20 protein-coding genes are annotated in these 22,692 nt (G+C 70.2%); 13 read left to right on the top strand and 7 right to left on the bottom strand.

All coding sequences use genetic code 11. The annotated features are described in order from the left end of the window. The first annotated feature begins 1 nt into the window (after position 1). The gene (lepA, locus tag BLQ62_RS15735) at positions 2-1,855 is read left to right on the top strand and encodes a translation elongation factor 4 (protein ID WP_170842919.1); all 1,854 of its coding nucleotides are present in this window, start codon (positions 2-4) and stop codon (positions 1,853-1,855) included. Positions 1,856-1,863: 8 nt separating this feature from the next. Continuing rightward, entirely contained in the window at positions 1,864-2,793 is a 930-nt protein-coding gene (locus BLQ62_RS15730) for a cation diffusion facilitator family transporter (RefSeq protein WP_068529878.1), read from the top strand. A gap of 25 nt (positions 2,794-2,818) precedes the next feature. Here BLQ62_RS15730 and BLQ62_RS15725 read toward each other — a convergent pair whose 3' ends face one another. Both BLQ62_RS15725 and BLQ62_RS15720 read right to left on the bottom strand, forming a co-directional pair. Beyond that, complete coding sequence (locus BLQ62_RS15725; RefSeq protein WP_068568871.1) at positions 2,819-3,643, bottom strand: aldo/keto reductase; 825 nt, start codon at positions 3,641-3,643, stop codon at positions 2,819-2,821. Positions 3,644-3,678: 35 nt separating this feature from the next. Continuing rightward, positions 3,679-4,869: an MFS transporter gene (locus tag BLQ62_RS15720; RefSeq protein ID WP_068568869.1), complete on the bottom strand. Its 1,191-nt coding sequence runs from the start codon at positions 4,867-4,869 to the stop codon at positions 3,679-3,681. Positions 4,870-5,016: 147 nt separating this feature from the next. On the opposite strand from BLQ62_RS15720, the gene BLQ62_RS15715 reads away from it, so the two are divergent. Then, the gene (locus BLQ62_RS15715) at positions 5,017-5,466 is read left to right on the top strand and encodes a MarR family winged helix-turn-helix transcriptional regulator (protein WP_068568867.1); all 450 of its coding nucleotides are present in this window, start codon (positions 5,017-5,019) and stop codon (positions 5,464-5,466) included. 364 nt (positions 5,467-5,830) lie between these two features. Next, positions 5,831-6,226, top strand: a complete 396-nt coding sequence (locus BLQ62_RS15710) for a hypothetical protein (protein ID WP_133298558.1) — start codon at positions 5,831-5,833, stop codon at positions 6,224-6,226. 13 nt (positions 6,227-6,239) lie between these two features. Here BLQ62_RS15710 and BLQ62_RS24185 read toward each other — a convergent pair whose 3' ends face one another. Beyond that, the gene (locus BLQ62_RS24185; protein WP_068529891.1) at positions 6,240-6,680 is read right to left on the bottom strand and encodes a hypothetical protein; all 441 of its coding nucleotides are present in this window, start codon (positions 6,678-6,680) and stop codon (positions 6,240-6,242) included. 39 nt (positions 6,681-6,719) lie between these two features. After that, the gene (locus BLQ62_RS15700) at positions 6,720-7,838 is read right to left on the bottom strand and encodes a winged helix DNA-binding domain-containing protein (RefSeq protein ID WP_068568866.1); all 1,119 of its coding nucleotides are present in this window, start codon (positions 7,836-7,838) and stop codon (positions 6,720-6,722) included. On the opposite strand from BLQ62_RS15700, the gene BLQ62_RS15695 reads away from it, so the two are divergent. The 3 genes from BLQ62_RS15695 (at position 7,837) to BLQ62_RS15685 (ending at position 11,773) form a co-directional block, all read left to right on the top strand. Continuing rightward, complete coding sequence (locus BLQ62_RS15695; protein WP_068568864.1) at positions 7,837-8,841, top strand: NAD(P)H-dependent flavin oxidoreductase; 1,005 nt, start codon at positions 7,837-7,839, stop codon at positions 8,839-8,841. The genes BLQ62_RS15700 and BLQ62_RS15695 overlap by 2 nt on opposite strands. Positions 8,842-8,986: 145 nt before the next feature. Next, a complete protein-coding gene (locus tag BLQ62_RS15690; RefSeq protein ID WP_068529909.1) occupies positions 8,987-9,640 on the top strand; it encodes a pentapeptide repeat-containing protein in 654 nt (217 codons plus the stop codon). Positions 9,641-9,736: 96 nt separating this feature from the next. Then, a complete protein-coding gene (locus tag BLQ62_RS15685; protein ID WP_068568862.1) occupies positions 9,737-11,773 on the top strand; it encodes a M3 family metallopeptidase in 2,037 nt (678 codons plus the stop codon). Between the two features lie 225 nt (positions 11,774-11,998). Here BLQ62_RS15685 and BLQ62_RS15680 read toward each other — a convergent pair whose 3' ends face one another. The 3 genes from BLQ62_RS15680 to BLQ62_RS15670 all read right to left on the bottom strand — a co-directional run bounded on the left by BLQ62_RS15680 (position 11,999) and on the right by BLQ62_RS15670 (position 17,289). Beyond that, on the bottom strand, positions 11,999-12,181 hold the full coding sequence (locus BLQ62_RS15680; protein WP_068529913.1) for a hypothetical protein: 183 nt from the start codon (positions 12,179-12,181) through the stop codon (positions 11,999-12,001). Between the two features lie 63 nt (positions 12,182-12,244). After that, positions 12,245-15,283: an alpha-mannosidase gene (locus tag BLQ62_RS15675; RefSeq protein WP_068568860.1), complete on the bottom strand. Its 3,039-nt coding sequence runs from the start codon at positions 15,281-15,283 to the stop codon at positions 12,245-12,247. 17 nt (positions 15,284-15,300) lie between these two features. Continuing rightward, complete coding sequence (locus BLQ62_RS15670; RefSeq protein ID WP_414929939.1) at positions 15,301-17,289, bottom strand: glycoside hydrolase family 15 protein; 1,989 nt, start codon at positions 17,287-17,289, stop codon at positions 15,301-15,303. A gap of 49 nt (positions 17,290-17,338) precedes the next feature. Between BLQ62_RS15670 and BLQ62_RS15665 the strand changes: the two genes are divergently transcribed. From BLQ62_RS15665 to BLQ62_RS15640, 6 genes are all read left to right on the top strand, one after another. Next, positions 17,339-17,575, top strand: a complete 237-nt coding sequence (locus BLQ62_RS15665; RefSeq protein ID WP_068568858.1) for a hypothetical protein — start codon at positions 17,339-17,341, stop codon at positions 17,573-17,575. 185 nt (positions 17,576-17,760) lie between these two features. After that, positions 17,761-18,825: a sulfate ABC transporter substrate-binding protein gene (locus BLQ62_RS15660; RefSeq protein WP_231857758.1), complete on the top strand. Its 1,065-nt coding sequence runs from the start codon at positions 17,761-17,763 to the stop codon at positions 18,823-18,825. After that, positions 18,825-19,616, top strand: coding sequence for a sulfate ABC transporter permease subunit CysT (gene cysT, locus BLQ62_RS15655; RefSeq protein WP_068568856.1), 792 nt, complete (start codon positions 18,825-18,827; stop codon positions 19,614-19,616). The genes BLQ62_RS15660 and cysT overlap by 1 nt, the downstream gene beginning before the upstream one ends. After that, positions 19,613-20,431: a sulfate ABC transporter permease subunit CysW gene (gene cysW / locus BLQ62_RS15650; protein ID WP_068529919.1), complete on the top strand. Its 819-nt coding sequence runs from the start codon at positions 19,613-19,615 to the stop codon at positions 20,429-20,431. Before cysT ends, cysW begins: the two co-directional genes overlap by 4 nt. Further along, a complete protein-coding gene (locus BLQ62_RS15645) occupies positions 20,421-21,419 on the top strand; it encodes a sulfate/molybdate ABC transporter ATP-binding protein (protein WP_068529921.1) in 999 nt (332 codons plus the stop codon). Before cysW ends, BLQ62_RS15645 begins: the two co-directional genes overlap by 11 nt. A 28-nt stretch (positions 21,420-21,447) precedes the next feature. After that, on the top strand, positions 21,448-22,692 hold the full coding sequence (locus tag BLQ62_RS15640; protein ID WP_068568854.1) for a GNAT family N-acetyltransferase: 1,245 nt from the start codon (positions 21,448-21,450) through the stop codon (positions 22,690-22,692).

The following is a 22,692-nucleotide window of genomic DNA, read 5'->3' as shown; positions in this document are numbered from 1 at the left end:
AGTGAGACCGATTCCCAGCTTCGCCGACACCACCTTCACGGATCCCACCCGGATCCGTAACTTCTGCATCATCGCGCACATCGACCACGGCAAATCGACCCTGGCCGACCGGATGCTGCAGCTCACGGGTGTGGTCGAGGAGCGCGCGATGCGGGCGCAGTACCTCGACCGCATGGACATCGAGCGCGAGCGCGGCATCACCATCAAGGCGCAGAACGTGCGCCTGCCGTGGAAGGTGGGCGACGAGGACTACGTCCTGCACCTCATCGACACCCCCGGCCACGTGGACTTCACCTACGAGGTCTCCCGCGCGCTGGAGGCCTGTGAGGGCGCCGTGCTGCTGGTGGACGCGGCGCAGGGCATCGAGGCGCAGACCCTGGCCAACCTGTACCTGGCGATGGACAAGGACCTGGAGATCATCCCGGTCCTGAACAAGATCGATCTGCCCGCCGCCGATCCCGACCGGTACGCCGAGGAGATCGCCCACATCATCGGCTGCGAGCCCGACGACGTGCTGCGCGTGTCCGGCAAGACCGGTGAGGGCGTCGGCGCCCTCCTGGACCGCGTCATCGAGCGGATCCCGGCCCCCGTCGGCGATGCCGACGCCCCGGCCCGCGCGATGATCTTCGACTCGGTCTACGACACCTACCGCGGCGTCGTCACCTACATCCGCGTGGTCGACGGCAAGATCGTCCCGCGCGAGAAGATCAAGATGATGTCGACGGGCGCCACCCACGAGCTGCTCGAAGTCGGCATCGTCTCGCCCGAGCCGAAGGCCACGAAGGGGCTGGGCGTGGGCGAGGTGGGCTACCTCATCACCGGCGTGAAGGACGTGCGCCAGTCCAAGGTCGGTGACACCGTGACCACCGCGCGGCACGGTGCCGAAGAGGCACTGACGGGTTATCAGGAGCCGCGGCCGATGGTCTACTCCGGGCTCTACCCGGTGGACGGCTCGGACTACCCGGCGCTGCGCGAGGCGCTCGACAAGCTGCAGCTCAACGATGCCGCACTGACCTACGAGCCGGAGACCTCGGTCGCGCTGGGCTTCGGCTTCCGCTGCGGATTCCTCGGCCTGCTGCACATGGAGATCACCCGCGAGCGGTTGCAGCGCGAGTTCGGCCTCGATCTGATCTCCACCTCGCCGAACGTGGTGTACCGCGTGGTCGGCGAGGACGGCAAGGAGATGACCGTCACCAACCCGTCCGACTGGCCGGACGGCAAGCTCCGCGAGACCTACGAGCCGATCACCAAGACCACGATCATCGCGCCCAGCGAGTTCGTCGGCACGATCATGGAGCTGTGCCAGGCGCGCCGCGGCGAGCTCGGCGGTATGGACTACCTGTCCGAGAGCCGTGTCGAGCTGCGCTACACGCTGCCGATGGCGGAGATCATCTTCGACTTCTTCGACTCGCTCAAGTCGCGCACCCGTGGTTACGCCTCGCTCGACTACGAGGAGGCCGGCGAGCAGCAGTCCGATCTGGTCAAGGTCGACATCCTGTTGCAGGGCGAGGCCGTCGACGCGTTCAGCGCGATCGTGCACCGCGACGGCGCGCAGGCGTACGGCAACAAGATGACGGTCAAGCTCAAGGAGCTCATCCCACGCCAGCAGTTCGAGGTGCCGGTGCAGGCCGCGATCGGCTCGAAGATCATCGCTCGCGAGAACATCCGCGCGATCCGCAAGGACGTGCTCGCCAAGTGCTACGGCGGCGACATCAGTCGTAAGCGCAAGCTGCTCGAGAAGCAGAAGGAGGGCAAGAAGCGGATGAAGACGATCGGCCGGGTCGACGTGCCGCAGGAGGCCTTCGTCGCCGCGCTCTCGTCCGACGCCGCGTCGGACAAGCCCAAGGGGAAGTAGGCGCGGTCATGGGCGGAGGACACGAGCACGGTTCGCGGTCTCCACTCCGCCCGGACCTGTCGAAGTACGCGCTCGTGGCCATCGGGGCCGGCGTTCTCACCATCGGCCTCAAGGTCGCCGCGTGGCTGCTGACCGGTTCCGTCGGCCTGCTCTCCGACGCCGCCGAGTCGTCGGTGAACCTGGTCGCCGCGATCGGTGCGTACGTCGCGCTCAAGGTCGCCGCGCGGCCCGCGGACAGCGATCACAACTTCGGCCACACCAAGGCCGAGTACTTCTCGGCCGTCCTCGAGGGTGTGATGATCGTGGTCGCCGCCGGCGTGATCATCGTCTCCGCGGTGAACCGCTTGTTCGCTCCCCAGGAACTCGAGCAGGTCGGCGTGGGCCTCGCGATCTCGGTCCTGGCGACTGTCATCAACGGCGCTGTCGGGGTCTATCTGGTGCGCGTGGGCCGGACGAACCGCTCCCTCGCTCTGCAGGCGGACGGGAAGCACCTGCTCACCGATGTGTGGACCACCGTCGGTGTGATCCTCGGTGTGCTCCTGGTCGCCCTGACGGGGTGGCTGCCCCTCGACCCGATCATCGCGATCGCGGTCGCGCTGAACATCCTCGTCGTGGGTACGCGACTCGTCTGGCAATCCGGGGCAGGCCTGCTGGACGCCGCCCTGCCCGAGGAGGAACGAGCCCGGATCGACGAGGTGCTCGACAGGCACCGAGCGGATGGCGTCGAGTTCCACGACGTGCGCACCCGCGAGTCCGGGCACGAGCGGTTCGTGCAGATGCACATGCTCGTGCCCGGCGTGTGGACGGTCGATCGTGCGCACGACCTCGCGGAGCAGGTGGAGCAGGAGCTCGCGGCCCTGTTCGCCGACCTGCGGACCACGATCCACACCGAGCCGCTCGACGATCCCCGCGCCTACGAGAGCTGGCGCCTGAACTGACCCGTCATGAGGCGCCGCGGTGTCCTCAACCGTTGAACGCGGCGGGATGGGGGCCCGTGCGGCCGTCGGCCTCCAGCGCGTCGATCGCGGCGACCTCCGCGTCGTCGAGCGAGAAGCCGAACAGATCGAGGTTCGCGGCGATCCGGCTGGGCGTCACCGACTTCGGGATCACGATGGTGCCGTGCTGCAGGTGCCAGCGCAGGACGATCTGCGCCGGGGTGACGCCGTGCCGAGCGGCGGCGGCAGTGACGGCGGCGGAGTCCAGCGCCGCGCCCTGGGCGAGCGGGCTCCATGCCTCGGTGGCGATGTCCTGACGACGGTTCGCGGCGACCGTGTCCCGGTTCTGCAGCGCCGGGTGCAGCTCGATCTGGTTGACCGACGGCGGCGTGCTACCGACTCCCGCCAGCCGGTCGAGGTGCTCGGGCAGGAAGTTCGAGACGCCGATCGAGCGGGTGCCGTCGCCACGGAGGTCCTGCATCTCACCCCAGGTCTGCAGATAGGAGTCGGTCTCCGGTGCGGGCCAGTGGATCAGGTACAGGTCGACGTGGTCCAGGCCGAGTCGGTCGAGGCTCGCCTCGAGCGCCGCTCGGGCCCTTCCCGCACCGAGGTCCGCGACCCACAGCTTGGTGGTGACGAACAGGTCCTCGCGGGGGATGCCCGCGGCGGCGAGAGCGCGGCCGACGCCGACCTCGTTCCCGTAGATCATCGCGGTGTCGATGCTGCGGTAGCCCGCGGCCAGCGCGGTCTCGACGGCGCGCTGCGCCTCGTCGTCGGGCACCTGGAAGACGCCGAAGCCGACCTGGGGCATGCGGACGCCGTCGTTGAGAGTGAGCTGGGGGATGGTGGTCATGATCGATCTCCTGGGATCCGGGGGGGGAAGGGGTATCAGGCGGGGACGGGAACCGGGGCGGCCGTTCGGGTGCGAGCGAACTCGCCTCCACGGACGCGCGCGGCGATCACGTAGGCGACGAGCCCCGCGAGGGTGATCCCGGCGCCGACCCACAGCGGTGAGACGTAGCCCAGGCCGGCCGCGAGCGTGAGGCCACCGGCCCAGGCGCCGAAGGCGTTCCCGAGGTTGAACGCGGCGATGTTGGCACCCGAGGCGAGTGTCGGAGCGTCGCCGGCGTGGTTCATGATGCGCATCTGCAGGCCGGGCACAGTGGCGAATCCGAAGGCGCCCATGAGGACCAGGGCGACGATGGTGGCGACCTGCGAGGTCGCGGTCAGGGCGAAGGCGCCGAGGACGACGGTCAGCGTGGCCATCAGCACGATCAGAGTGAGTGGGAGGTTGCGGTCGGCGGCGCGACCGCCGAGGAGGTTCCCGGCGAACAGCCCTACGCCGAACAGGACCAGGAGCCACGGCACCGAGGAGGAGGCGAAGCCGCCGACCTCGGTGAGTGTGAAGGCGATGTAGGTGAAGGCGCCGAACATGCCGCCGTATCCGAGGACGGTGACGAGCATCGACAGCCACACCTGCCGGTTGCGGAAGATCCGGAACTCGGCGAGAGGGCTGTCCCCGGCCGTCGTCGCCGGGGTGTTCTGCACGAGAGCGGCGATGCCGATCAGCGCGACGACGCCGATGACGGTGATGGCCCAGAACGTCGATCGCCACCCCGCGGCCTGGCCGAGGAAAGTGCCGAGCGGCACGCCGAGGACGTTGGAGACCGTCAGGCCGGCGAACATGATGGAGATGGCTGCGGCTCTGCGGTTCTCGGGCACCAGGTCGGCCGCGACGACGGCACCGATCCCGAAGAAGGCGCCGTGGCACAGCGCGGCGACGATCCGGCCGGCGAGCATGACCTCGTAGGAGCCGGCGAGTGCCGACATCAGGTTTCCGACGATGAACAGGACGAGCAGCCCGAGGAGAGCGTGCTTGCGATTGACCCGGCCGAGGGAGGCGGTGAGGATGATGCCGCCGATCGCGACGGACAGTGCGTAGCCCGAGATGAGATAGCCGGCGACGGTCTCGCTGACGGCGAAGTCCGCAGCGACCTCGGGCAGCAGGCCCATGATGACGAACTCGGTCAGTCCGATGCCGAAGCCCCCGAGGGCGAGCGCGAGGAGCGCGATGGGCATGAGTTTTCCTTAGGAAGTCGGAGTTGGTGGCGGCGTCTGCAATCACCGGCGTCTGCAGTAATTGCGCACGCAACGAAATAGATAGTTGCACACGCCGGTAATCGTCGCAAGGTGCTATGCTGAGGCTCACAAGGAAGGGGTGCTCTCATGGGGATCGCCGATGATGCGGTGGAGATCCGCGCACAGGGTTGGCGCACGCTCGTCGCCCTGCATGCGCTGATCGAGAACGAGCTCGAGCGTTCCCTTCAGGCGGGCCACGGTCTTTCGGTCGTCGAGTTCACTGTGCTCGACGCGCTCAGCAGGCAGGACGGCTGGCACATGCGAATGCGTCAACTCGCGCGCGCTGCGGCGCTGTCGAGTAGTGCGACCACGCGACTGGTCACCCGGTTGGAGGAGCGCGGTCTCCTCACTCGGATCCTGTGCGCCGACGATCGTCGCGGCATCTACACCGAGCTCACCCCTGCGGGGTGGGAGCTCCTGGCGGAAGCGCGGCCGACGCACGAGCGGGTGCTCCGGGATGCCCTGGCGGACGCGGCTGAGCAACCGGAGTTGCGTGTATTGGTCGACGCGGTGCAGGTGAAGTCCACAGCCGACTGAGTCGTCTCACTCGAATCAGTGGGCCCGTCGGGCACTTCCGTCTCTCGCGTAACGGGAATCGTTGGCTTTTCGTCTTTTTCGGGCCATAATGTGATGGGCATCACAGTGATGCCGGGCCGTCTGGGCGGCCGCCCGACGGCCCTGATTCGCCGCTGTGCGGGTCGGGGCCGTCGCGTGTCGCCGGTCACGCGACGGTGACGAGAAGATCACGGAATCCGTTGACCGTGAACCCGAATCGTTATCCGACGCTCCGTAACGCGGCACGGGGTGTGGCCGACAACACAGACAGCGCCTCCTCGGCGCTCGCGGTTAAAAAATGCGCCGCGTCCGAAGAAGTTCGATCCGGGAGAAGGGGAGTCGAATCATGAGGAAGATTGCATTGGCCGCCGCATCGGTCGCGATCGCCGGAGCCGCCACGATGATCACCGCGCCCACTGCGAGCGCCTTCGTTCCCATCGTGGATCTCCAAGTCACAGGTGGTATCTCGTGTGGTGGACCGCTTCCTGGCCGGGCCGAGACCAACTCGCAGACCGATCACGGCTACGTCCGCAACCTCGGTAACGTGCCGGCCGTCAACGTGTGGCTGGGATTCGGTGGCGGCGGTGGTGAGGGGCGCGGGTCGCTGGCACCGGGGGAGGGGTTCGCCGTCACGCGCACCGTGCCGACGTGGGGCTGCCCGTTCCGCTCCACGTGGATTCACGCCGCGACCAGTAGTTTCGACATCAACTACAGCAACAACTACTTCGTCGCGCGCAACTGAGTGACGCGCGGAGTCACTCGACGTAGTAGAAGGTGCAGGCGGGCCTGGGGTCGACCTTGAAGCTGACCAGCATCGAGCCCATCATGATGGTGCAGGTGAGGATCTCCGCGCCGGCATCGGCGGAGACGCTACTCGAAACCTGATCGCGTGCTTCGAAAGTGCGCTCCCAGGGCAGAGTCGGCGCGACCTCGGTCTGCTCCGGCCCGCCGTTGATCCGATAGCGGATCGTGACCGGTGCCGCGGTGCCCGTCACGCGCATCACCGCGGATCCCACCACGCGCCCGCCGCCCGGCGGAGGAGCCTGCGGCGCACTGGTGGCCGCGGTGCTCGTGGCGGGCTCGGGGCCCGCCGTGGACGACTGCGGGAGGGCCGTCCCGCCCGTCGAGGTGGTGCACGCGCCGAGCAGGATCCACGCGGCTCCGAGCGCGGCCGACCTCGTTGCGATCGTCTTCACGGTCGAAGGATATCCCGCGCCCGGCGCACCGGAGCGGCGTTACGCGAGAGTGGCGTCCACTCCGAGGAAGTTCCCGTACGCGCGCACGGGAGCGGCGAGACGCCGCCGGGTCGCGGAGGTGATCGTGGTGAAGGGCTCCAGGGTGACGGTGACGGCCTTGGTGGTGGCCTTCCGGCTCCACACGCCGACGATCTCGCCGTCGACCACCACCATCGGCTTGAAGACGCCGTTGCGCCCCGGCACGATCCGGTGGAAGAAGGCCTCATCGAGCTGCGGTGCGCGCGAGCCGTATCCGATGATGTACTCGTCGAAGCCGGGGAGGAGGAGTGGGCGGGCGAGGGCCTCGTCGACCTGCGCCTGCGTCAGCTCGACGGTGCCGGGGGCCACCAGGTAGCGGGTGCCGGCGAGGGTGACCGGCGTGACCGCCTCGGCCGCGGCCTCGATGCCCTCGTCCACGGCGCCCATCGGCAGGTACGCCCACTTCCCGATGTCCTGGCGGGTGACGGGCCCGCGAGCGGCGACGAACCGGGCGACCATCTCGCCCAGGGCGTGCGCGGGCTCGTGGCGATCATCGATCCACTCGTCGGCGAGTGCGAAGGTGTCGCTCTTCGTCGCCGGGTCGGCGAAGACGATGGCCATGAGCTCGGTGAGGTCGCGCAGGATGTGGCCGGTCTGCGAGTTGTCCAGCGGCAGGCCTGCGTCCGCGCACGCAGCGACCAGCTCGGGGCGGCTGCGGACGGCGCCGCCGGCGAGTTCGCCGCGGATCACGCGCTCCGCGTCCTCCATCATCGTCTCGGTGATCCCCAGCTGGGGACGGCGTTTGGCCGCCTCGGCCCGGGACCGGGTGGTGAGCGCGGAGCTGAGCCAGTGCAGATCCTCGGCCGCCGTGATCTGCAGGGTGCCCCGCGCGGGCCGGTTGCGGGTGATGCGTCGCTCGGCGAGATCGACGAGCACCGCGGCGTCATCGGGATGGTCGGACGCTCGCAGGGAGAGCGCGAACCGCGCCGCGGCCGCGTCCTGCGCCTGGATCGCCAGCATGCCCCGCGCCACGTCCTCCGCGGTGCGCCAGTCCCGCACTCCCGGGACCAGGCCCTGCGCGCGGAGACGGAGTGCCCGCACGAGACGGATCTCGGGATCGACGGATGCGGTGGTGCCCATGGCGGAATCCTGCCACGGGCGTAGCCTCGTCGGTGTGTGGAACACCTGGCTGACGCGCACCCTGGACATCGATCTGCCGATCCTCGGCGCCCCGATGGGCGGCCGCGCGGGCGGTGAGCTCGCGGGGCAGGTCACCGCCGCGGGCGGGTTGGGCATGATCGGCGCGGCGCGCTACGCCACGCCGGAGTGGATCGACGAGCAGTTGCGGGTGATCCGCGCCGCGGCGGGTGAGGAGGCACCGCTGGCCTTCGGCTTGCAGACCTGGTCGTTGGCGGACAGTCCCGAGCTCCTCGACTCGGTTCTCGCCGCCGGGCCGAAGCTGGTGTCGCTCTCGTTCGGCGATCCCGCGCCGTTCGTGCAGCAGGTCAAGGACGCCGGGGCCGTGGTGATCTCGCAGATCAACTCCGTCGAGGACCTGCGCGAGGTCGAGGCCGCGGGCGTCGACGCCGTGGTGGCCCAGGGCGGCGAGGCGGGCGGGCACACCGGTCGCATCGCGACCCTGCCCCTGCTGCAGGAGGTGTTGCGGGCCACCGACCTCCCGGTGCTCGCGGCTGGCGGTATCGGTACCGGTGCGGGGCTCGCCGCCGTGCTTGCGGCCGGCGCCCAGGGCGCGCTCATCGGCACCGCCCTGCTCGCCTCGCCCGAGACCGTCGGGCCGGACTACGCCATCCCCGCGCTCCTCAAGGCGCGCAGCGCGGACACGGTCTACACGGACGTCTTCGACAAGGCGCGCCACCAGCCGTGGCCCACCCGGTGGTTCGGGCGCGCGCTCACCAACGACTTCACCGACCGCTGGCACGACGGCGACGGCGCCGAGGCGTCCTCCGGCACGGAGGAGGCGGTCAGCGCCGCCTACGACGGTGCGCTGCCCGAGGTCGGCGTCGTCTACGCGGGCCAGGCCGCGGGCCTGGTCGACGAGGTGCGGCCGGCCCGTGACGTGGTCACCTCGATCGCAGCGGACGCAGAGGCCCGGTTGCGCGCGGTCTCCGGACTGCTCGGCTGACCACCGGGCGCGGGCGTCGTCCGGTGCGCACGATGACCTGCGATGCGGTCCTCGTGTCAGTGCCGCGAGGTACCTTCGTCCCCGTGAACGCCGACGCCGCCTCCGCCGCCAGAACCGTCCCGCTCGTCCCGGAGGTGCTCGCCTGATGGCCGGCCTCGTCGCGCCGAAGGTCTCGGCCCTACGCCTCGGAGAGCTCGAGGAGGGCGATGCCGACGCGCTGGCGCCCGACGCCACCGAGGACCGCCGGCGGTTCGCCGAGCCGACGGTCAAGGGCCGGGACCTGAGCGGCATCACCTTCAGCGAGTGCGAGCTCGCCGGTTGGGAGGTCCGTGACGCCGTGTTCACCGAGTCGTCCTTCCTGGAGACGCGGATCACCGGCCTGTTCGCGACGGGCTTCCGCGCCTCGCGCTCCACCTTCCGCCAGGTCGAGGTCGAGGACGCCCGCATCGGCGCCGTCGAATTGATGGACTCGAAACTGCGGTCCGTGGTCTTCACCGACGTGCGGCTTGGCTTCGTGAATCTGCGCGGCGCCACGCTGACCGACGTGGTCTTCCGCGGCTGCATGCTCGACGGCATCGACGCCGCGGATGCGACGCTCACCCGGGTCGCGTTCGAGGACTGCACCGCCGGCGAGATGGATGTGACGCGGGCCAAGCTGCAGCACGTGGACCTACGGGGCCTGCAGGTCGAGCGGATCCGTGGGGTCGAGGGCATCGCGGGCGCCACCATGTCGCACCTGCAGGTGGTCGGCCTGGCGGAGGTCTTCGCCGCCCACCTGGGCATCCACGTCACGGACTGAGTCACGGGATCGGAGCGGCGATCCACGCCTCGATGATCCGGTCCGCGGGGAGCGAACAACCGCGAGGGGAATGCGGTGGCGCGGTAGGTTCGAGGGGTGACCGTCGATGCCGTTCTCGCCCCCAGCACCCTGCCCTTCGCTCTGCCGGACTTCGCCGTGTTCGCGGACGCGGACTACGTGGCGGCGTTCGCCGAGGGGTTCGCCCGGCACCGTCGGGAGATCGCTGCGATCGCCGCGAACCCCGAGCCGGCGACGTTCGCGAACACCGTCGAGGCGATGGAGCGGGCGGGGCAGGAGCTGGGGCGCGTCGCCGCCGTGTTCTTCTCGCTCACCTCCACTGATCGCACGGATGAACTGGAGGCGGCGCAGGCCGCGATCTCGCCGCAGTGGTCGGCGCACTTCGACGCGATCCTCATGGACGCAGCGCTGTTCGGGCGGATCGACGCCCTGTACGAGCGGCGTGCCGACCTCGGTCTCGATGCCGAGCAACTGCGTCTTCTCGAGCGCTACCACCTCCGCTTCACGCGCGCGGGTGCGGGGCTGGACGCGGCTGCGCAGGAACGCCTCCGGGCGATCAACACCGAGCTCGCGGAACTCACCACCGAGTTCTCCCGCCGCACTCTGGCCGAGACCAATGCCTCCGCAGTGCCTTTCGCGACGGAGGCCGAACTGGACGGGCTGGAGTCCGACGCCATCGCCGCGGCCCGGTCCGCCGCCGAGGCCGCCGGTCGTGACGGTTATCTGCTCGCGCTCGGCTACCCCCTCAATCAGCCGAACCTCGCGCGGCTGACCGACCGCGAGTCCCGCCGGAAGGTGTACGAGGCGTCGTCGCGGCGCAACACCCGCGGTGGGGAGAACGACACCCGCGCGCTGATCGCGCGCATCGCGGGGCTGCGCGCCGAGCGGGCCGCGCTGTTCGGCTACCCGCACCACGCCGCGTACCAGATCGCGGACCAGACGGCGGGAACCGCCGACGCGGCACTCGGGATGCTGCGTGATCTCGCGGTGCCCGCAGCGCGTAACGCCGCCGCCGAGCGCGCTGAACTCGAAGAGATCGCCGGGCATCCGATCGAGGCGTGGGACTGGCCGTACTACGCCCGCCTCGCCGAGCAGCGCGCGCAGGCCGGGGAGGGCAGTGCCGGCGGGCCGCAGCTCAGCGACTTCCTGGCGCTCGACACCGTCATCGACAAGGGCGTCTTCGAGGCCGCCTCCCGCATGTACGGTCTCGATTTCACCGAGCGTACCGACCTCGCCCTGCATCACCCGGATGCGCGGGCGTGGCAGGTGTCCGGGCCCGACGGTGCGCCGCTCGGCCTGTTCGTCGGGGACTACTTCGCGCGGCCCAGCAAGCGGGGCGGCGCGTGGATGACCAGCTTCGTCGATCAGTCCGGGCTGCTCGACGCGCAGCCGGTGATCATCAACGTCTGCAACTTCGTCAAGCCGCCCGCCGGGAGGCCCGCGCTGCTCAGTCGCGATGAAGTGACCACCGTCTTCCACGAGTTCGGGCACGCGCTGCACGGCCTGCTCTCGGACGTGACCTACCCCTACTTCTCGGGTACCAGCGTTCCGCGCGACTTCGTCGAATTCCCCTCGCAGTTCAACGAGATGTTCGCGGCGTGGCCCACGATCCTCGACGGCTACGCACGGCATCACGAGACGGGTGAGCCACTGCCGCAGCACCTTCGGGATTCGGTCCTCGAACCCGGTACGCGGGGTGAGGGTTTCGGGACCGTCGAGTACCTGGCGGCCGCCGTCATCGACCTGGCCTGGCACACCATCGCACCGGGCACCGTCGTCGGCGACGTGGAGGCTTTCGAGGCCGCGGCTCTCTCTGATGCGGGCCTGGACGTTCCCGGAGTGCCGCCGCGCTACCGCGGGCCGTTCTTCAACCACATCTTCTCGGGCGGATACAGCGCCGGGTACTACAGCTACATCTGGTCCGAGGTGCTCGACGCCGACGCGTCCGCCTGGTTCACCGCGCACGACGGACCGACCCGCGAGAACGGTGAGAAGCTGCGCGCCGCAGTGCTCTCCCGTGGCGGCAGCGTCGACGCCTCGCAGGCCTACCGTGACTTCCGCGGGGCCGACCCGGACATCGCGCCCCTCCTCGAGCGTCGCGGGCTGACCGCGTAGCGGGTCGTGCAGTCCCGGCGGCGATCGCTCACGACTGCGCCCTGGGACGTAACGCCACAGTTCGCACCTGCCGCGCACCTCGATGCGCGCGAGCAGGGGGGCTCGGAGGGGTCGTGAGCCACATCCGTCGAGCGAGGTGGAACGCGCCCTCGGCGCGGCAGCGGTCCGTGCCCCGCTGTTGGACGACCCGCCGCCGTTCTGGGACGGGTCGTGAGCGGGGGGCGATCAGGAGACGATCACGCCTCGCGGATCGACGCGGCTGTCCCGGTCCGCCGTGGCGCGGTGGATGTCGCGGGCACGGAAGTCCAGACCGTCGTGGTCGCTCGTCAGCCAGACGAGGAAGGCGACGAAAGTGATCAATGCCAGCACGCTGAGCATCTCGACCTCCTGGGTTCGAAGGATCTCCATTGATAGTGAGTAACCTTCAAACTATCACCGAGGAACGCGGCGATCGAGGTGATGCTGCACACGTCAGCGACGGAAGCGGAGCGTCACGATCTGGAAGGGGCGCAGCGACAACCGCACGTCGGCGGCGGGCTCGGGTTCGGCGACGGGACGCTCCAACAGGTCGGTGCGAACCGCCGCGGTGTGCCGGAAGTCCGCATGCACCGTCGCCGTCGCGCGGGTGCCGCGCGACTCGTAGAGGCGCACCACGACGTCCCCCGATCCGTCCTCCGCGAGCTTGACCGCCTCCACGATCACGCCCGGATGATCGACCGCGACGAGCGGCGCCACCACCTCTGCCGCACCGCTGACGCTGCGGAGCGCCAGGTTCCGGCGATACCCCTCCTCGACGGCGTCGCCGATCGTCGCGGCGGGTCGCACCGAGACGGCGAGGCGATGCCGGCCCTGGTCAGCCTCGGGATCGGGATACCGGGGCGCGCGCAGCAGCGAGAGCCGGACCGCCGTACCGGAGGACACGGTGGCGTTCGCCGTGCCGGAATCCGCGGTCAGAGCGGTGATGTCGTGCCCGTAGGTCGAGTCGTTGGCGACCGCGACGCCGTAATCGGGTTCGCCCACGTGCACCCAGCGGTGGGCGCACGTCTCGAACTTCGCCGCGTCCCATGACGTGTTGCTGTGCGTCGGCCGGAACACATGGCCGAACTGGATCTCCGAGGCGCTGCGGTCGGCCTGCACGTCGAACGGGAAGGCGAGCTTGAGCAGCTTCTGGCGCTCGTGCCAATCGATCTCGGTGACGATGTCGAGCGCGGGGGAGTCCGCGAGCAGGCTGATCCGCTGCGTGATCGTCGACTCGCCGACGCTGCGGCGCACCTCCACGGCGTCGCCGTCCACCGTCACCGAGTCCGCTTCGACGAGGTCGGTCACGTCGCGGCGGTAGAAGGAGTCGATGTCCCACGCCTCCCAGTGGTTCGGGATGTCGCGGTGCAGCTGCAGCAGGTTCCCCGGTTCCGCCATCGCCTCCCGGCCGGTCGCGGCGTCGACGAGTGAGACGAGGAGCCCGCGCGCGTCGACGAGGGCGGAGACCACACCGTTGTCGAGCCGGAACCCCGAATCCTCCACCACGGGTGGGACCGGCGCCGCCGCGGCGACGACCGCCGCGGCCAGAGCCGGCACGCCGTCGCGGGGGTGCGGCGCCGCGTTGAACACCAGACGCCGCGACGGACTCGCCGCCTCACCGGTCCCGGGCGCCGCGTCCGCAAGGGAAGCGAGCGCACCGTCGATGATCCGCTCGAGCCGCCGCGCCACGGCCGCGTAGTTGTGCTCGGCGTCCTTGTGCACCCAGGCGATCGAGCTGCCGGGCAGGATGTCGTGGAACTGCTGGAGCAGCACGAGGTGCCAGATCTCCTCGAGTTCCTGGGCGGGGTAGCCGAATCCGGTCCGTACGGCCGCGGTCGTCGCCCACAGCTCCGCCTCCCGCAGCAGATGCTCGCTGCGGCGGTTGCCCTGCTTCGTGTTCGCCTGCGAGGTGTACGTGCCGCGGTGGAACTCGAGGTACAACTCGCCAACCCAGCGCGCCGGATGCGTGAGCTCGGCGGCAGCCGCGTCGAAGAACTCGGCGGGCGAGGCGATCTCGACGGTCGGGGAGCCCTCCAGCGATGCGGCGCGGGCCGCCGCGGCGAGCATCTCCCGCGTGGGGCCACCGCCACCGTCGCCCCAACCGAACGGCACCAGGGAGCGCGTGCCGTGGCCCTGCTCGCGGTAGTTCTTCTGCGCCCGAGCCAGATCCGCGCCCGAGAGGTCCGAGTTGTACTTGTCGACGGGCGGGAAGTGCGTGAACAGCGCGGTGCCGTCGATGCCCTCCCACAGGAAGGACGAGTGCGGCATCCGGTTGGTCTGGTTCCACGAGAGCTTCTGCGTGAGGAAGTAGCGCGAGCCCGCGGCGGCCACGATCTGCGGCATGGCCGCCGAGTAGCCGAAGGAGTCGGGGAGCCACGCCTCCGGGGTGTCGATCCCGAACTCGTGCAGGAAGAAGCGCTTGCCCGCGACGAACTGCCGGGCCATCGCCTCACCGCCCGGCATGTTCGTGTCCGCCTCGACCCACATGCCGCCGACGGGCACGAACCGGCCCGCGGCGACGTGATCCTTGATCCGCGCGAACAACTCCGGGTTGCGGTCCTTCACCCATGCGAACTGCTGCGCCGACGAGCAGGCGAACGTCAGCGACGGGTCCCGGTCCATCAGGTCGACGACGTTGGCGAAGGTGCGGGCGCACTTGCGCGCCGTCTCGCGCACGGGCCACAGCCACGCGGAATCGATGTGCGCGTGGCCGACCGCGGTGATCCGGTGCGCCGACGCGGACGCGGGGGAGGCCAGCGCCGGCGCGAGGGCGGCGCGCCCCTGTGCGGCGGTCCCGGCGACGTCGTGCGGGTCCACCACGTCCAGCATCCGCTCCAGGGCGCGCAGCACCTCGTGCCGGCGCGGCAGGTCGAAGGGCAACTCGTGCATCAGGCCGTTGAGCGTCCAGACGTCCTGCTGCAGCTCCCACACCGTCAGGTCGCGCAGGGCCAGATCGATCGTCCCGAGCCGGTACAGCGGGGCGTCGCCCGCGGTCTCCCGGTCGCCCAGGTGCGTGGGGGAGACGAAGTCGCCGCCCAGGTCGGGGTTCGCCGCGCACTCGATGTAGAGATCCACCGGCTCGCCCGGGGTGAGGGGCACATAGGCGTTGAACGGCGAGATCCCCTTCGCGACGGTGCCGTCCGTCCGGTACACGAGCCCCTCGGCGTTGAAGCCGGGACCGCCGGTGAAGCCGAGTTCCACCCGGAGTTCGGGGGCGTGCACGGCGCGGTCGGGCTCGACGAGACGGGACCAGTCCGACGGTGCCGCCCCGGTGACGTGCAGCCACAGTGTGGACCACGGCGCGCCCCACGGCGTGCCGGGCGCGATCGGCTCGAAGTCCTGCGCCACGGCCTCCTCGAACGGCACGGGTTCGCCCGGGGCCGCCCACGCCGTCACGGTGACCGGCGCGGTGTGCGAATACACCGCCCGGTTCAGGAACTCCCTGGTGAACCTATCGAGCCGTTCTTCGGTCAGCCGCCGATCGTCGTGCATGACTGCACGCTACGGCCTCACGGCGTGTGATGTGCGGGGAGGAACGCGGAGGCGTCGTGCCCCGATTCCTCGGCCCGGATCACGTGCACCACGGCGTTGATCAGCGCGAGGTGGGTGAACGCCTGCGGGAAGTTGCCCAGGTGCTTGCCCGACTTCGGGTCGATCTCCTCCGCGTACAGCTTGAGCGGCGACGAGTACGCCAGCAGCCGCTCGCACAGCGCGCGGGCGCGGGCCGTCTCGCCGATCTCCACCAGCGCCGAGACCAGCCAGAACGAGCAGATGGTGAACGTGCCCTCCTCGCCGTGCAGACCGTCGTCGGTCTCCTCGACGCGGTAGCGCAGCACCAGGCCGTCCTCGGTGAGCTCGTCCGCGATGGCGAGCACGGTGGCCCGCACCCGCGGATCGTCCGAGGGGAGGAAGCGCAGCAGCGGAACCAGCAGGAGTGAGGCGTCCAGCGCCGGCGCGCCGTAGCGCTGGGTGAAGACGCCGCGATCGTCCACGCCGTGCTCGAGGATGTCGGCCTTGATCACCTCGGCCTTCTCGGCCCACTCGCGGGCGTAGTCGTCCTCGCCGTGCAGCACCGCGAGCTTGGCGCCCCGGTCGAGCGCGACCCAGCACATGACCTTCGAGCTGGTGAAGTGCTGCGGTTCGCCGCGCACCTCCCAGATCCCGCGGTCCGGCTCGCGCCAGTGCTTGAGCGCCTCCTCGACCTGCTCCTTGAGCACCGGCCACAGCGTCTCCGGGATCCGCTCGGAGGACTTGGTGTTCAGGTACACCGAGTCGAGCATCGTGCCCCAGATGTCGTGCTGGCGCTGGTCGAAGGCTCCGTTGCCGATGCGGACGGGCCGCGCACCGTCGTACCCCGAGAGGTGACCGAGCTCCTCCTCGATCAGCGTGCGCTCCCCGCCGACCCCGTACATCACCTGCAGGGGGTGGCGTTCGCCGTTGTTCGCGCCGGAGACGTCGGCGATGAAGGAGAAGAAGTCCTCGGCCTCCCGGTCCAGGCCCAGCGTGTAAAGGCCCCAGAGCGCGAACGTGGAATCGCGGACCCAGGCGTAGCGGTAGTCCCAGTTGCGGACGCCGCCCGGCGTCTCCGGGAGCGAGGTGGTCGACGCCGCGAGCAGCGCGCCCGTCGGCGAGTAGGTCAGGCCCTTGAGCGTGAGCGCCGAGCGCTGCAGGTACGTGCGCCAGGGGTGGTCGGGGAACTGGCCGCGGTTGATCCACTGCCGCCACGACTCCGCCGTGGCCCACATCTTCTGCGTCGCCTCGGGGTAGGTCTGCGGCACAGGGTGCTTGCTCCACGACAGGGCGACGAAGACCTCGTCGCCCTCCTTGAGGCGGGTGTGCGCGCGGGCCTCGCGCCCCTCGAGCCCGAGCCGCATGTTGGTGGTGAGCTTGAGCTCGGGGTTGGCGCCGAAGTCGGTCCGGGCCGTCGCGACGGCCTCGCCGTAGCCGTCGGCCGAGTACGTCCACTCCGCCCCGGCCCGGTTGTAGTCGAAGGCCGGCTCGCAGTTGAGCTGCAGCTCGACGGTGCCGGACACGCACCGCGCGGTGCGGAGCAGGATGTGCTCGGCGTCCCAGTCCGTCGGGGTGCGACGGTGCGTGCGCGAGCGGGTGTGCGTGTCGTGCCAGGGCCCCATGACGAGGGCGTCCCGCACGATCAACCAGCCGGTGGAGGTCTGCCAGGTGGTCTCGAGCATCAGGCTGCCCGGCAGGTACCGCCGGTCGACGGGCACCCGCACGCCGTAGGGCCCCAGTCGGAACGAGCCCGCGCCGCGATCGAGGATGGCGCCGAACACGCTGGGGGAGTCCGGGCGCGGGAGGCACATCCACTCGACGCTGCCGTCGCGCGCGATGAGGCACGTGTTCTCGCAGTCGGAGAGGAAGGCGTAGTCGTGGATCGGCGGGAACACGCCGTCGCCCGCGGACGGGGTGTCCGTGATCAACGCGTCGGAGCCGGGGGCATCGGAGGCGGTGGCGTCGTTCTTCGATGGCATGCCGTCCATGATGGGGCACGACGACGGGTTCGCGCACGGCGGTCGCTAGGCTGGGCGGGTGCACGCGATCGCGCAGTGGTGGGACTCGGTGGAGCTGTGGCTCACGGGTCTGCCCTACGTTCTGCAGGTCAGCCTGGTCATGGTTGTACTCGCAGTGATCGCAATTCTGGTGGTGCGCGTACTCAGTGCCCTCATCGACCGCGTCGCCGACGCGCTGGACTCCCGCCTCGAGCGGGGAGCACGCGCCGACGACGCAGGTCAGCGGGCCGCGGAAGGGAATGGCGAAGGTGTCTGAGACAGGCGGCGGATGGCGGGCGCTCGTGCCCAAGTCGAAGGTGACGCTCGCGCTGATCGCGTTGCTGGTGCTGCTCGTGGTCGCGTGGGCACTGCTGCGCTGACCGCGCTTCGTAGGATTCACGCCTGACCCGATCCCGAGCAGAACGGCGAGACGTGATCCGACCCAGTCCGCGCGGTCGTGCTGTGAGCATCGTCGCAGCCGCCCTGACCGTGCTGCTCACGGCGTGCGGGGGCGGTTCCACCGACGATCCGCACGGCGTGGACATCTCCAGCGGTGAGCACCGCGTGAACCTGGTGGCGTTCGCGGCGTCCAAACCGGCCTTCGACGTCGCCATCCCGCTGTTCCGTGAGACCAACCCGGACGTGGGCTTCTCGCAGTCCTACGGCGCGTCGGGCGATCAGTCCCGCAAAGTGGCCCGGCACGTCCCGGCGGACGTGGTGAACATGTCCGTCGCGCCCGACATCACCCGCATCGTCAAGGCGGGCCTCGTCGACAAGAACTGGGAGCAGGCGTTCCCGCGACGGTCCGTGCCCTTCACCTCCGCGGTCGCCGTGGTCGTGCGGCCGGGCAACCCGAAGGGCATCCACGACTGGTCCGACCTGCTCAAGCCGGGTGTCGAGGTGGTCACCCCAAACCCCGCCAGCTCCGGTTCGGCGAAGTGGAACCTGCTCGCGCCCTACGCGGCGCTGTCGAACGGCGGCCAGGAGCCCGAGAAGGGCCTGGACTTCGTCAAGGAGCTCATCCGCGAGCACACCACCGTCAGCCCCGGCTCCGGCCGCGACGCGACCTCCGCCTTCGAATCCGGCCAGGGCGACGTGCTGCTCAGCTACGAGAGCGAAGCCGTGCTGCTGCAGCGGCAGAGCAAGCGGGACGGCAAGCCCACGCCCGAGTACTTCATCCCACCCCAGTCCTTCCGCATCGATCTGCCGGTGGCCGTGGTGAACACCGCGCAGGCGCCGGAGGCCGCGCGGCGCTTCGTCGGGTTCCTGTTCTCGCCCGAGGCGCAGCGCGCGATCCCCGCGTCCGGGTTCCGGGCCGGTGACCCCGCGATCGCCGCGGAGACCGCGCACGTGTTCCCGGCGCAGCCGCAGCGGCTGTGGACGATCGACGAGCTCGGCGCGGTGCTCGGCAGGGGAACGGCCGCCAAGAACGGCGGCAAGGACCTCACCGGCTGGGCCGCCGTGGATGCCGCGCTGTTCGGCGAGAAGGGCACCATCGCCGCCGCCTACAAGAGCGGGGGCAAGTGATGCGGAGCCTGATCATCCCGCTGCGCATCGGCGTCGCCTGGCTGTGGATCTCGCTGATCGTGCTGCTGCCGATCGCCGCGATCACCACGCGCGCCTTCGACGACGGCTGGTCGGGGTTCTGGGAGGCGCTCACCGCGAAGAACGCCGTCTCGACGCTGGTGATCACCGTCTGGGTCTCGCTGCTGGTGACGGTCATCAACGTCGTGATGGGCACGATCATCGCGTGGGTGCTGGTACGCGACGACTTCCCCGGCAAGGGCGTGGTCAACGCGCTCATCGACCTGCCCTTCGCGCTGCCGACGATCGTCGCGTCGATCGTGCTGCTCTCGCTCTACGGGCCCGACAGCCCCATCGGGCTGACGCTCAACGCGACCCAGCCGGCGATCGTCATCGCGCTGGCCTTCGTCACGCTGCCCTTCGTCGTGCGCCAGGTGCAGCCGGTGCTCATCGAGCTCGACCGCGAGGTCGAAGAGGCTGCCGCGTCGCTCGGCGCGCCCAACCGGGTGATCGTCGCGAAGATCATCATCCCCACGCTGCTGCCGGCGATCCTCTCCGGTGCCGGCCTCGCCTTCACCCGCGCGATCGGCGAGTTCGGGTCCGTCGTGCTGGTGGGCGGCAACATCCCCGGCGAGACGCAGGTGGCCTCGCAGTACATCCAGCAGCAGCTCGAGGTCGACAACCAGGTCGCGGCGTCCGCGGTATCGGTCGCGCTGCTCGCGATCGCCTTCGTGCTGCTCGCCGTCATGCGGCTGGTCGGCTCACGGGCCGCGAAGAGGGAGGAGCAGGAGTGAACCTCTCCAAGAAGACGGTGCTGAGCCTGCGGTCGGTCGCGCTGCTGTACCTGCTGGTGCTGCTGATCCTGCCGATCGGCGTGATCCTGTACCGCTCGTTCGAGCGCGGTTTCGGCGAGTTCTGGGCCTGGATCACCACGCCGGCGGCGATCTCCGCACTGCAGCTCTCGCTGCTCATCGTGGCGATCGTGGTGCCCCTCAATGTGATCTTCGGCGTGCTCGTGGCGCTCGCCCTGGCGCGCGGGAAGTTCCGCGGGAAGGCCGCGCTGCAGGCCGCGGTGGACCTGCCCTTCGCGGTCTCGCCCGTGGTCGTGGGAGTGGCGCTGATCATGCTGTGGGGCGTCGGCGGCTGGTTCGGCGGCATCGAATCGCTGGGCTTCCGGATCATCTTCGGGTTGCCCGGCATGGTGCTGGCGACCACCTTCGTGACGCTGCCCTTCGTGGTCCGCGAGGTGGAGCCGGTGCTGCACGAGATCGGCCAGGACCAGGAGCAGGCCGCCGCGACGCTCGGCGCGAGCGGCTGGCAGACCTTCTGGCGGATCACGCTGCCCGCCATCCGCTGGGGCCTGACCTACGGCGTGGTCCTCACCATCGCCCGCGCGCTCGGCGAGTACGGCGCGGTGCTCATGGTCTCGTCGAACTTCCCGGGCATCTCGCAGACGCTCACGCTGCTGGTGAGCTCGCGCAACCACGACGACTACAACACCTTCGGGGCGTACGCCGCCGCGACGCTGCTCATGCTGCTGGCGCTCGTCGCGCTGGTGGTGATGTCCCTGCTCGAAGCGACCCGCAGGAGGAACCGCGATGACGATTAACGTGGTGGGAGCCAACAAGCGCTACGGCGACTTCGCGGCCCTGGACGACGTCTCCCTTCAGATCCCCGACGGCTCGCTCACGGCGCTGCTCGGCCCGTCGGGCTCGGGCAAGTCGACGCTGTTGCGCTCCATCGCGGGCCTCGATCGGCTCGACTCCGGTCTCGTCGAGATCAACGGCACCGACGTCACGCACGCCTCGCCGCAGCAGCGCGACATCGGCTTCGTCTTCCAGCACTACGCGGCGTTCAAGCACATGACGGTGCGGGAGAACGTCGCCTTCGGGCTGAAGATCCGCAAGCGGCCTGCCGCGGAGGTCAAGGCCAAGGTCGACGACCTGCTCGAGGTGGTGGGGCTCACCGGCTTCCAGACCCGCTACCCGGCGCAGCTCTCCGGCGGCCAGCGCCAGCGCATGGCGCTCGCCCGCGCGCTCGCGGTGGACCCGCAGGTACTACTGCTCGACGAGCCCTTCGGCGCCCTGGATGCGAAAGTGCGCGACGAGCTGCGCTCCTGGCTGCGTCGCCTGCACGACGAGGTGCACGTGACCACCGTGATCGTCACCCACGATCAGCAGGAGGCCCTCGACATCGCCGACCGGATCGCGGTGCTCAACAAGGGCCGGATCGAGCAGGTCGGCTCCCCGGCGGACGTCTACGACCGCCCCGAGACCGAGTTCGTGATGTCCTTCCTCGGCTCCGTCGCCAAGCTCAACGGCGTCCTGGTGCGCCCGCACGACATCCGCGTCGGCCGCACCCCCGAACTCGCCCGCGCGGGCGGGCAGACCTCCGAGGAGGCGGGCGTCCTGCGCGCCGAGGTCGAGCGCGTGGTCTACCTCGGTTTCGAGGTGCGGGTGGAGCTCAAGAACGCCGCGACGGGCGAGCGCTTCCACGCGCAGATCACCCGCGGCGACGCCGCTGCGCTGCAGCTCGGCGAGGGCGATGTCGTGTACGTCCGCGCCACGCACGTCCCGGAGATCGCCGCGCCGAAATAGGGTTGTGTGCGTCGGTAATGTTGCCGGTATGACCGATTCGAGCGGTATCGACTTCCAGCGTGTGACGACGAACGAGCAACTGCTCGGATTCCAGGAGTGCGCCTCCATCGGTTTCCAGAGCCGGATGCCCGACGCGGAACAGTGGCGGGAAGCGGTGGCGGCGCAGCTGGATTCGCTCGACCACCGTATCGCCGTCGACGGGGAGCGGACCGTCGGGACGTTCCTGTCCTTCGATCAGGAGCTCACGGCCGTCGGCGGGGCACGGGTGCCGGTCCGCGCCGTCTCCGCCGTGACGGTGCTGCCCACCCATCGCCGCCGCGGCATCCTCGGTACCCACATGCGGGGCTGCCTCGACGACGCGCGCGCAGCCGGCCACGCCGCCGCCACACTCATCGCCGCCGAGCACGCGATCTACGGCCGCTACGGCTTCGGGCAGAGCACCGAGTCCGTCGACCTCCGGATCGCGGTGGACCGCGGCCGACTGCCGCAGCCGCCGGCGGGCGAGGTGCGCTACGCCGGGGGCGAGGACTACCTCGCCGCGTCGGTCCGCATCCGCGAGTTGCTCGACTTCCCGGGCCGGGTCTCCAAGCTCGACATCAACCTGCGCCGGACCGCAGGCGTCCTGCCCGGCGGAGGCCCCGACGAGACGCTGCGCGTAGTGCTGCGCCGCGACGGCGACGTGGCGGGGATTCTTGCGTACACGATCGCGCCGAAGTGGACCGACAGTAGGCCGGACTCCACCCTCAAGGTCACCGAGCTGCTCGGCGTCGACGCGGCCGCCGAACGGGACCTGTGGGCGTTCGCCATGAGCATCGACTGGGTGCTGTGGGTCGAGGCCTCGCAGCGGCCGCTCGACGACATCGCGGCCACTGTCCCGGCGGACCCGCGCACGGTGCAGATCTCCAACCGCACCGACTTCCTCTGGATCCGCCCCTTCGACGTCCCGGCCCTGTTCTCGGCACGCACCTACGCGGTGCCGGGACGCCTCGTGCTGGAGGTGAGCGATCCGGGGTACGACGGCGCCGGGCCCGGCCCGGCGCACGGGCGGTTCCTCATCGCCACCGAGGGGGGAGCGGGCACCTGCGTGCCCACCGACGAGCCCGCGGATCTGTCCCTCGATGTCACCGACCTCGGCCGGTTGTGGCTCTCCGACGAACCCGTCGCCCGCCGCGTCGCCCTCGGATCGATCCGGGAGCTGACCGACGGTGCCGCCGCCCGCGCGGACCTCATGCTGCTGAGCCCGCGTCGCGCGTGGGCCGTCGAGATGTTCTGA

The organism is Tsukamurella pulmonis, assembly GCF_900103175.1.
Taxonomy (GTDB): Bacteria; Actinomycetota; Actinomycetes; order Mycobacteriales; family Mycobacteriaceae; genus Tsukamurella; species Tsukamurella pulmonis.
The sequence above is the reverse complement of the archived record's forward strand: the minus strand, read 5'-3'. Positions and strand labels throughout refer to the sequence as shown.

Coding starts and splice junctions, on each gene's coding strand:
- BLQ62_RS15715 (WP_068568867.1), top strand. CDS start 5,017: ATGGGGATCGCCGATGATGCGGTGGAGATCCGCGCACAGGGTTGGCGC.
- BLQ62_RS15670 (WP_414929939.1), bottom strand. CDS start 17,289: ATGGACGGCATGCCATCGAAGAACGACGCCACCGCCTCCGATGCCCCC.
- BLQ62_RS15640 (WP_068568854.1), top strand. CDS start 21,448: ATGACCGATTCGAGCGGTATCGACTTCCAGCGTGTGACGACGAACGAG.
- BLQ62_RS15675 (WP_068568860.1), bottom strand. CDS start 15,283: ATGCACGACGATCGGCGGCTGACCGAAGAACGGCTCGATAGGTTCACC.
- BLQ62_RS15725 (WP_068568871.1), bottom strand. CDS start 3,643: ATGACCACCATCCCCCAGCTCACTCTCAACGACGGCGTCCGCATGCCC.
- BLQ62_RS15700 (WP_068568866.1), bottom strand. CDS start 7,838: ATGGGCACCACCGCATCCGTCGATCCCGAGATCCGTCTCGTGCGGGCA.
- BLQ62_RS15680 (WP_068529913.1), bottom strand. CDS start 12,181: ATGGAGATCCTTCGAACCCAGGAGGTCGAGATGCTCAGCGTGCTGGCA.
- BLQ62_RS15690 (WP_068529909.1), top strand. CDS start 8,987: ATGGCCGGCCTCGTCGCGCCGAAGGTCTCGGCCCTACGCCTCGGAGAG.
- BLQ62_RS15710 (WP_133298558.1), top strand. CDS start 5,831: ATGAGGAAGATTGCATTGGCCGCCGCATCGGTCGCGATCGCCGGAGCC.
- BLQ62_RS15645 (WP_068529921.1), top strand. CDS start 20,421: ATGACGATTAACGTGGTGGGAGCCAACAAGCGCTACGGCGACTTCGCG.
- BLQ62_RS15730 (WP_068529878.1), top strand. CDS start 1,864: ATGGGCGGAGGACACGAGCACGGTTCGCGGTCTCCACTCCGCCCGGAC.
- BLQ62_RS15695 (WP_068568864.1), top strand. CDS start 7,837: ATGGCGGAATCCTGCCACGGGCGTAGCCTCGTCGGTGTGTGGAACACC.
- BLQ62_RS15720 (WP_068568869.1), bottom strand. CDS start 4,869: ATGCCCATCGCGCTCCTCGCGCTCGCCCTCGGGGGCTTCGGCATCGGA.
- cysT (WP_068568856.1), top strand. CDS start 18,825: ATGCGGAGCCTGATCATCCCGCTGCGCATCGGCGTCGCCTGGCTGTGG.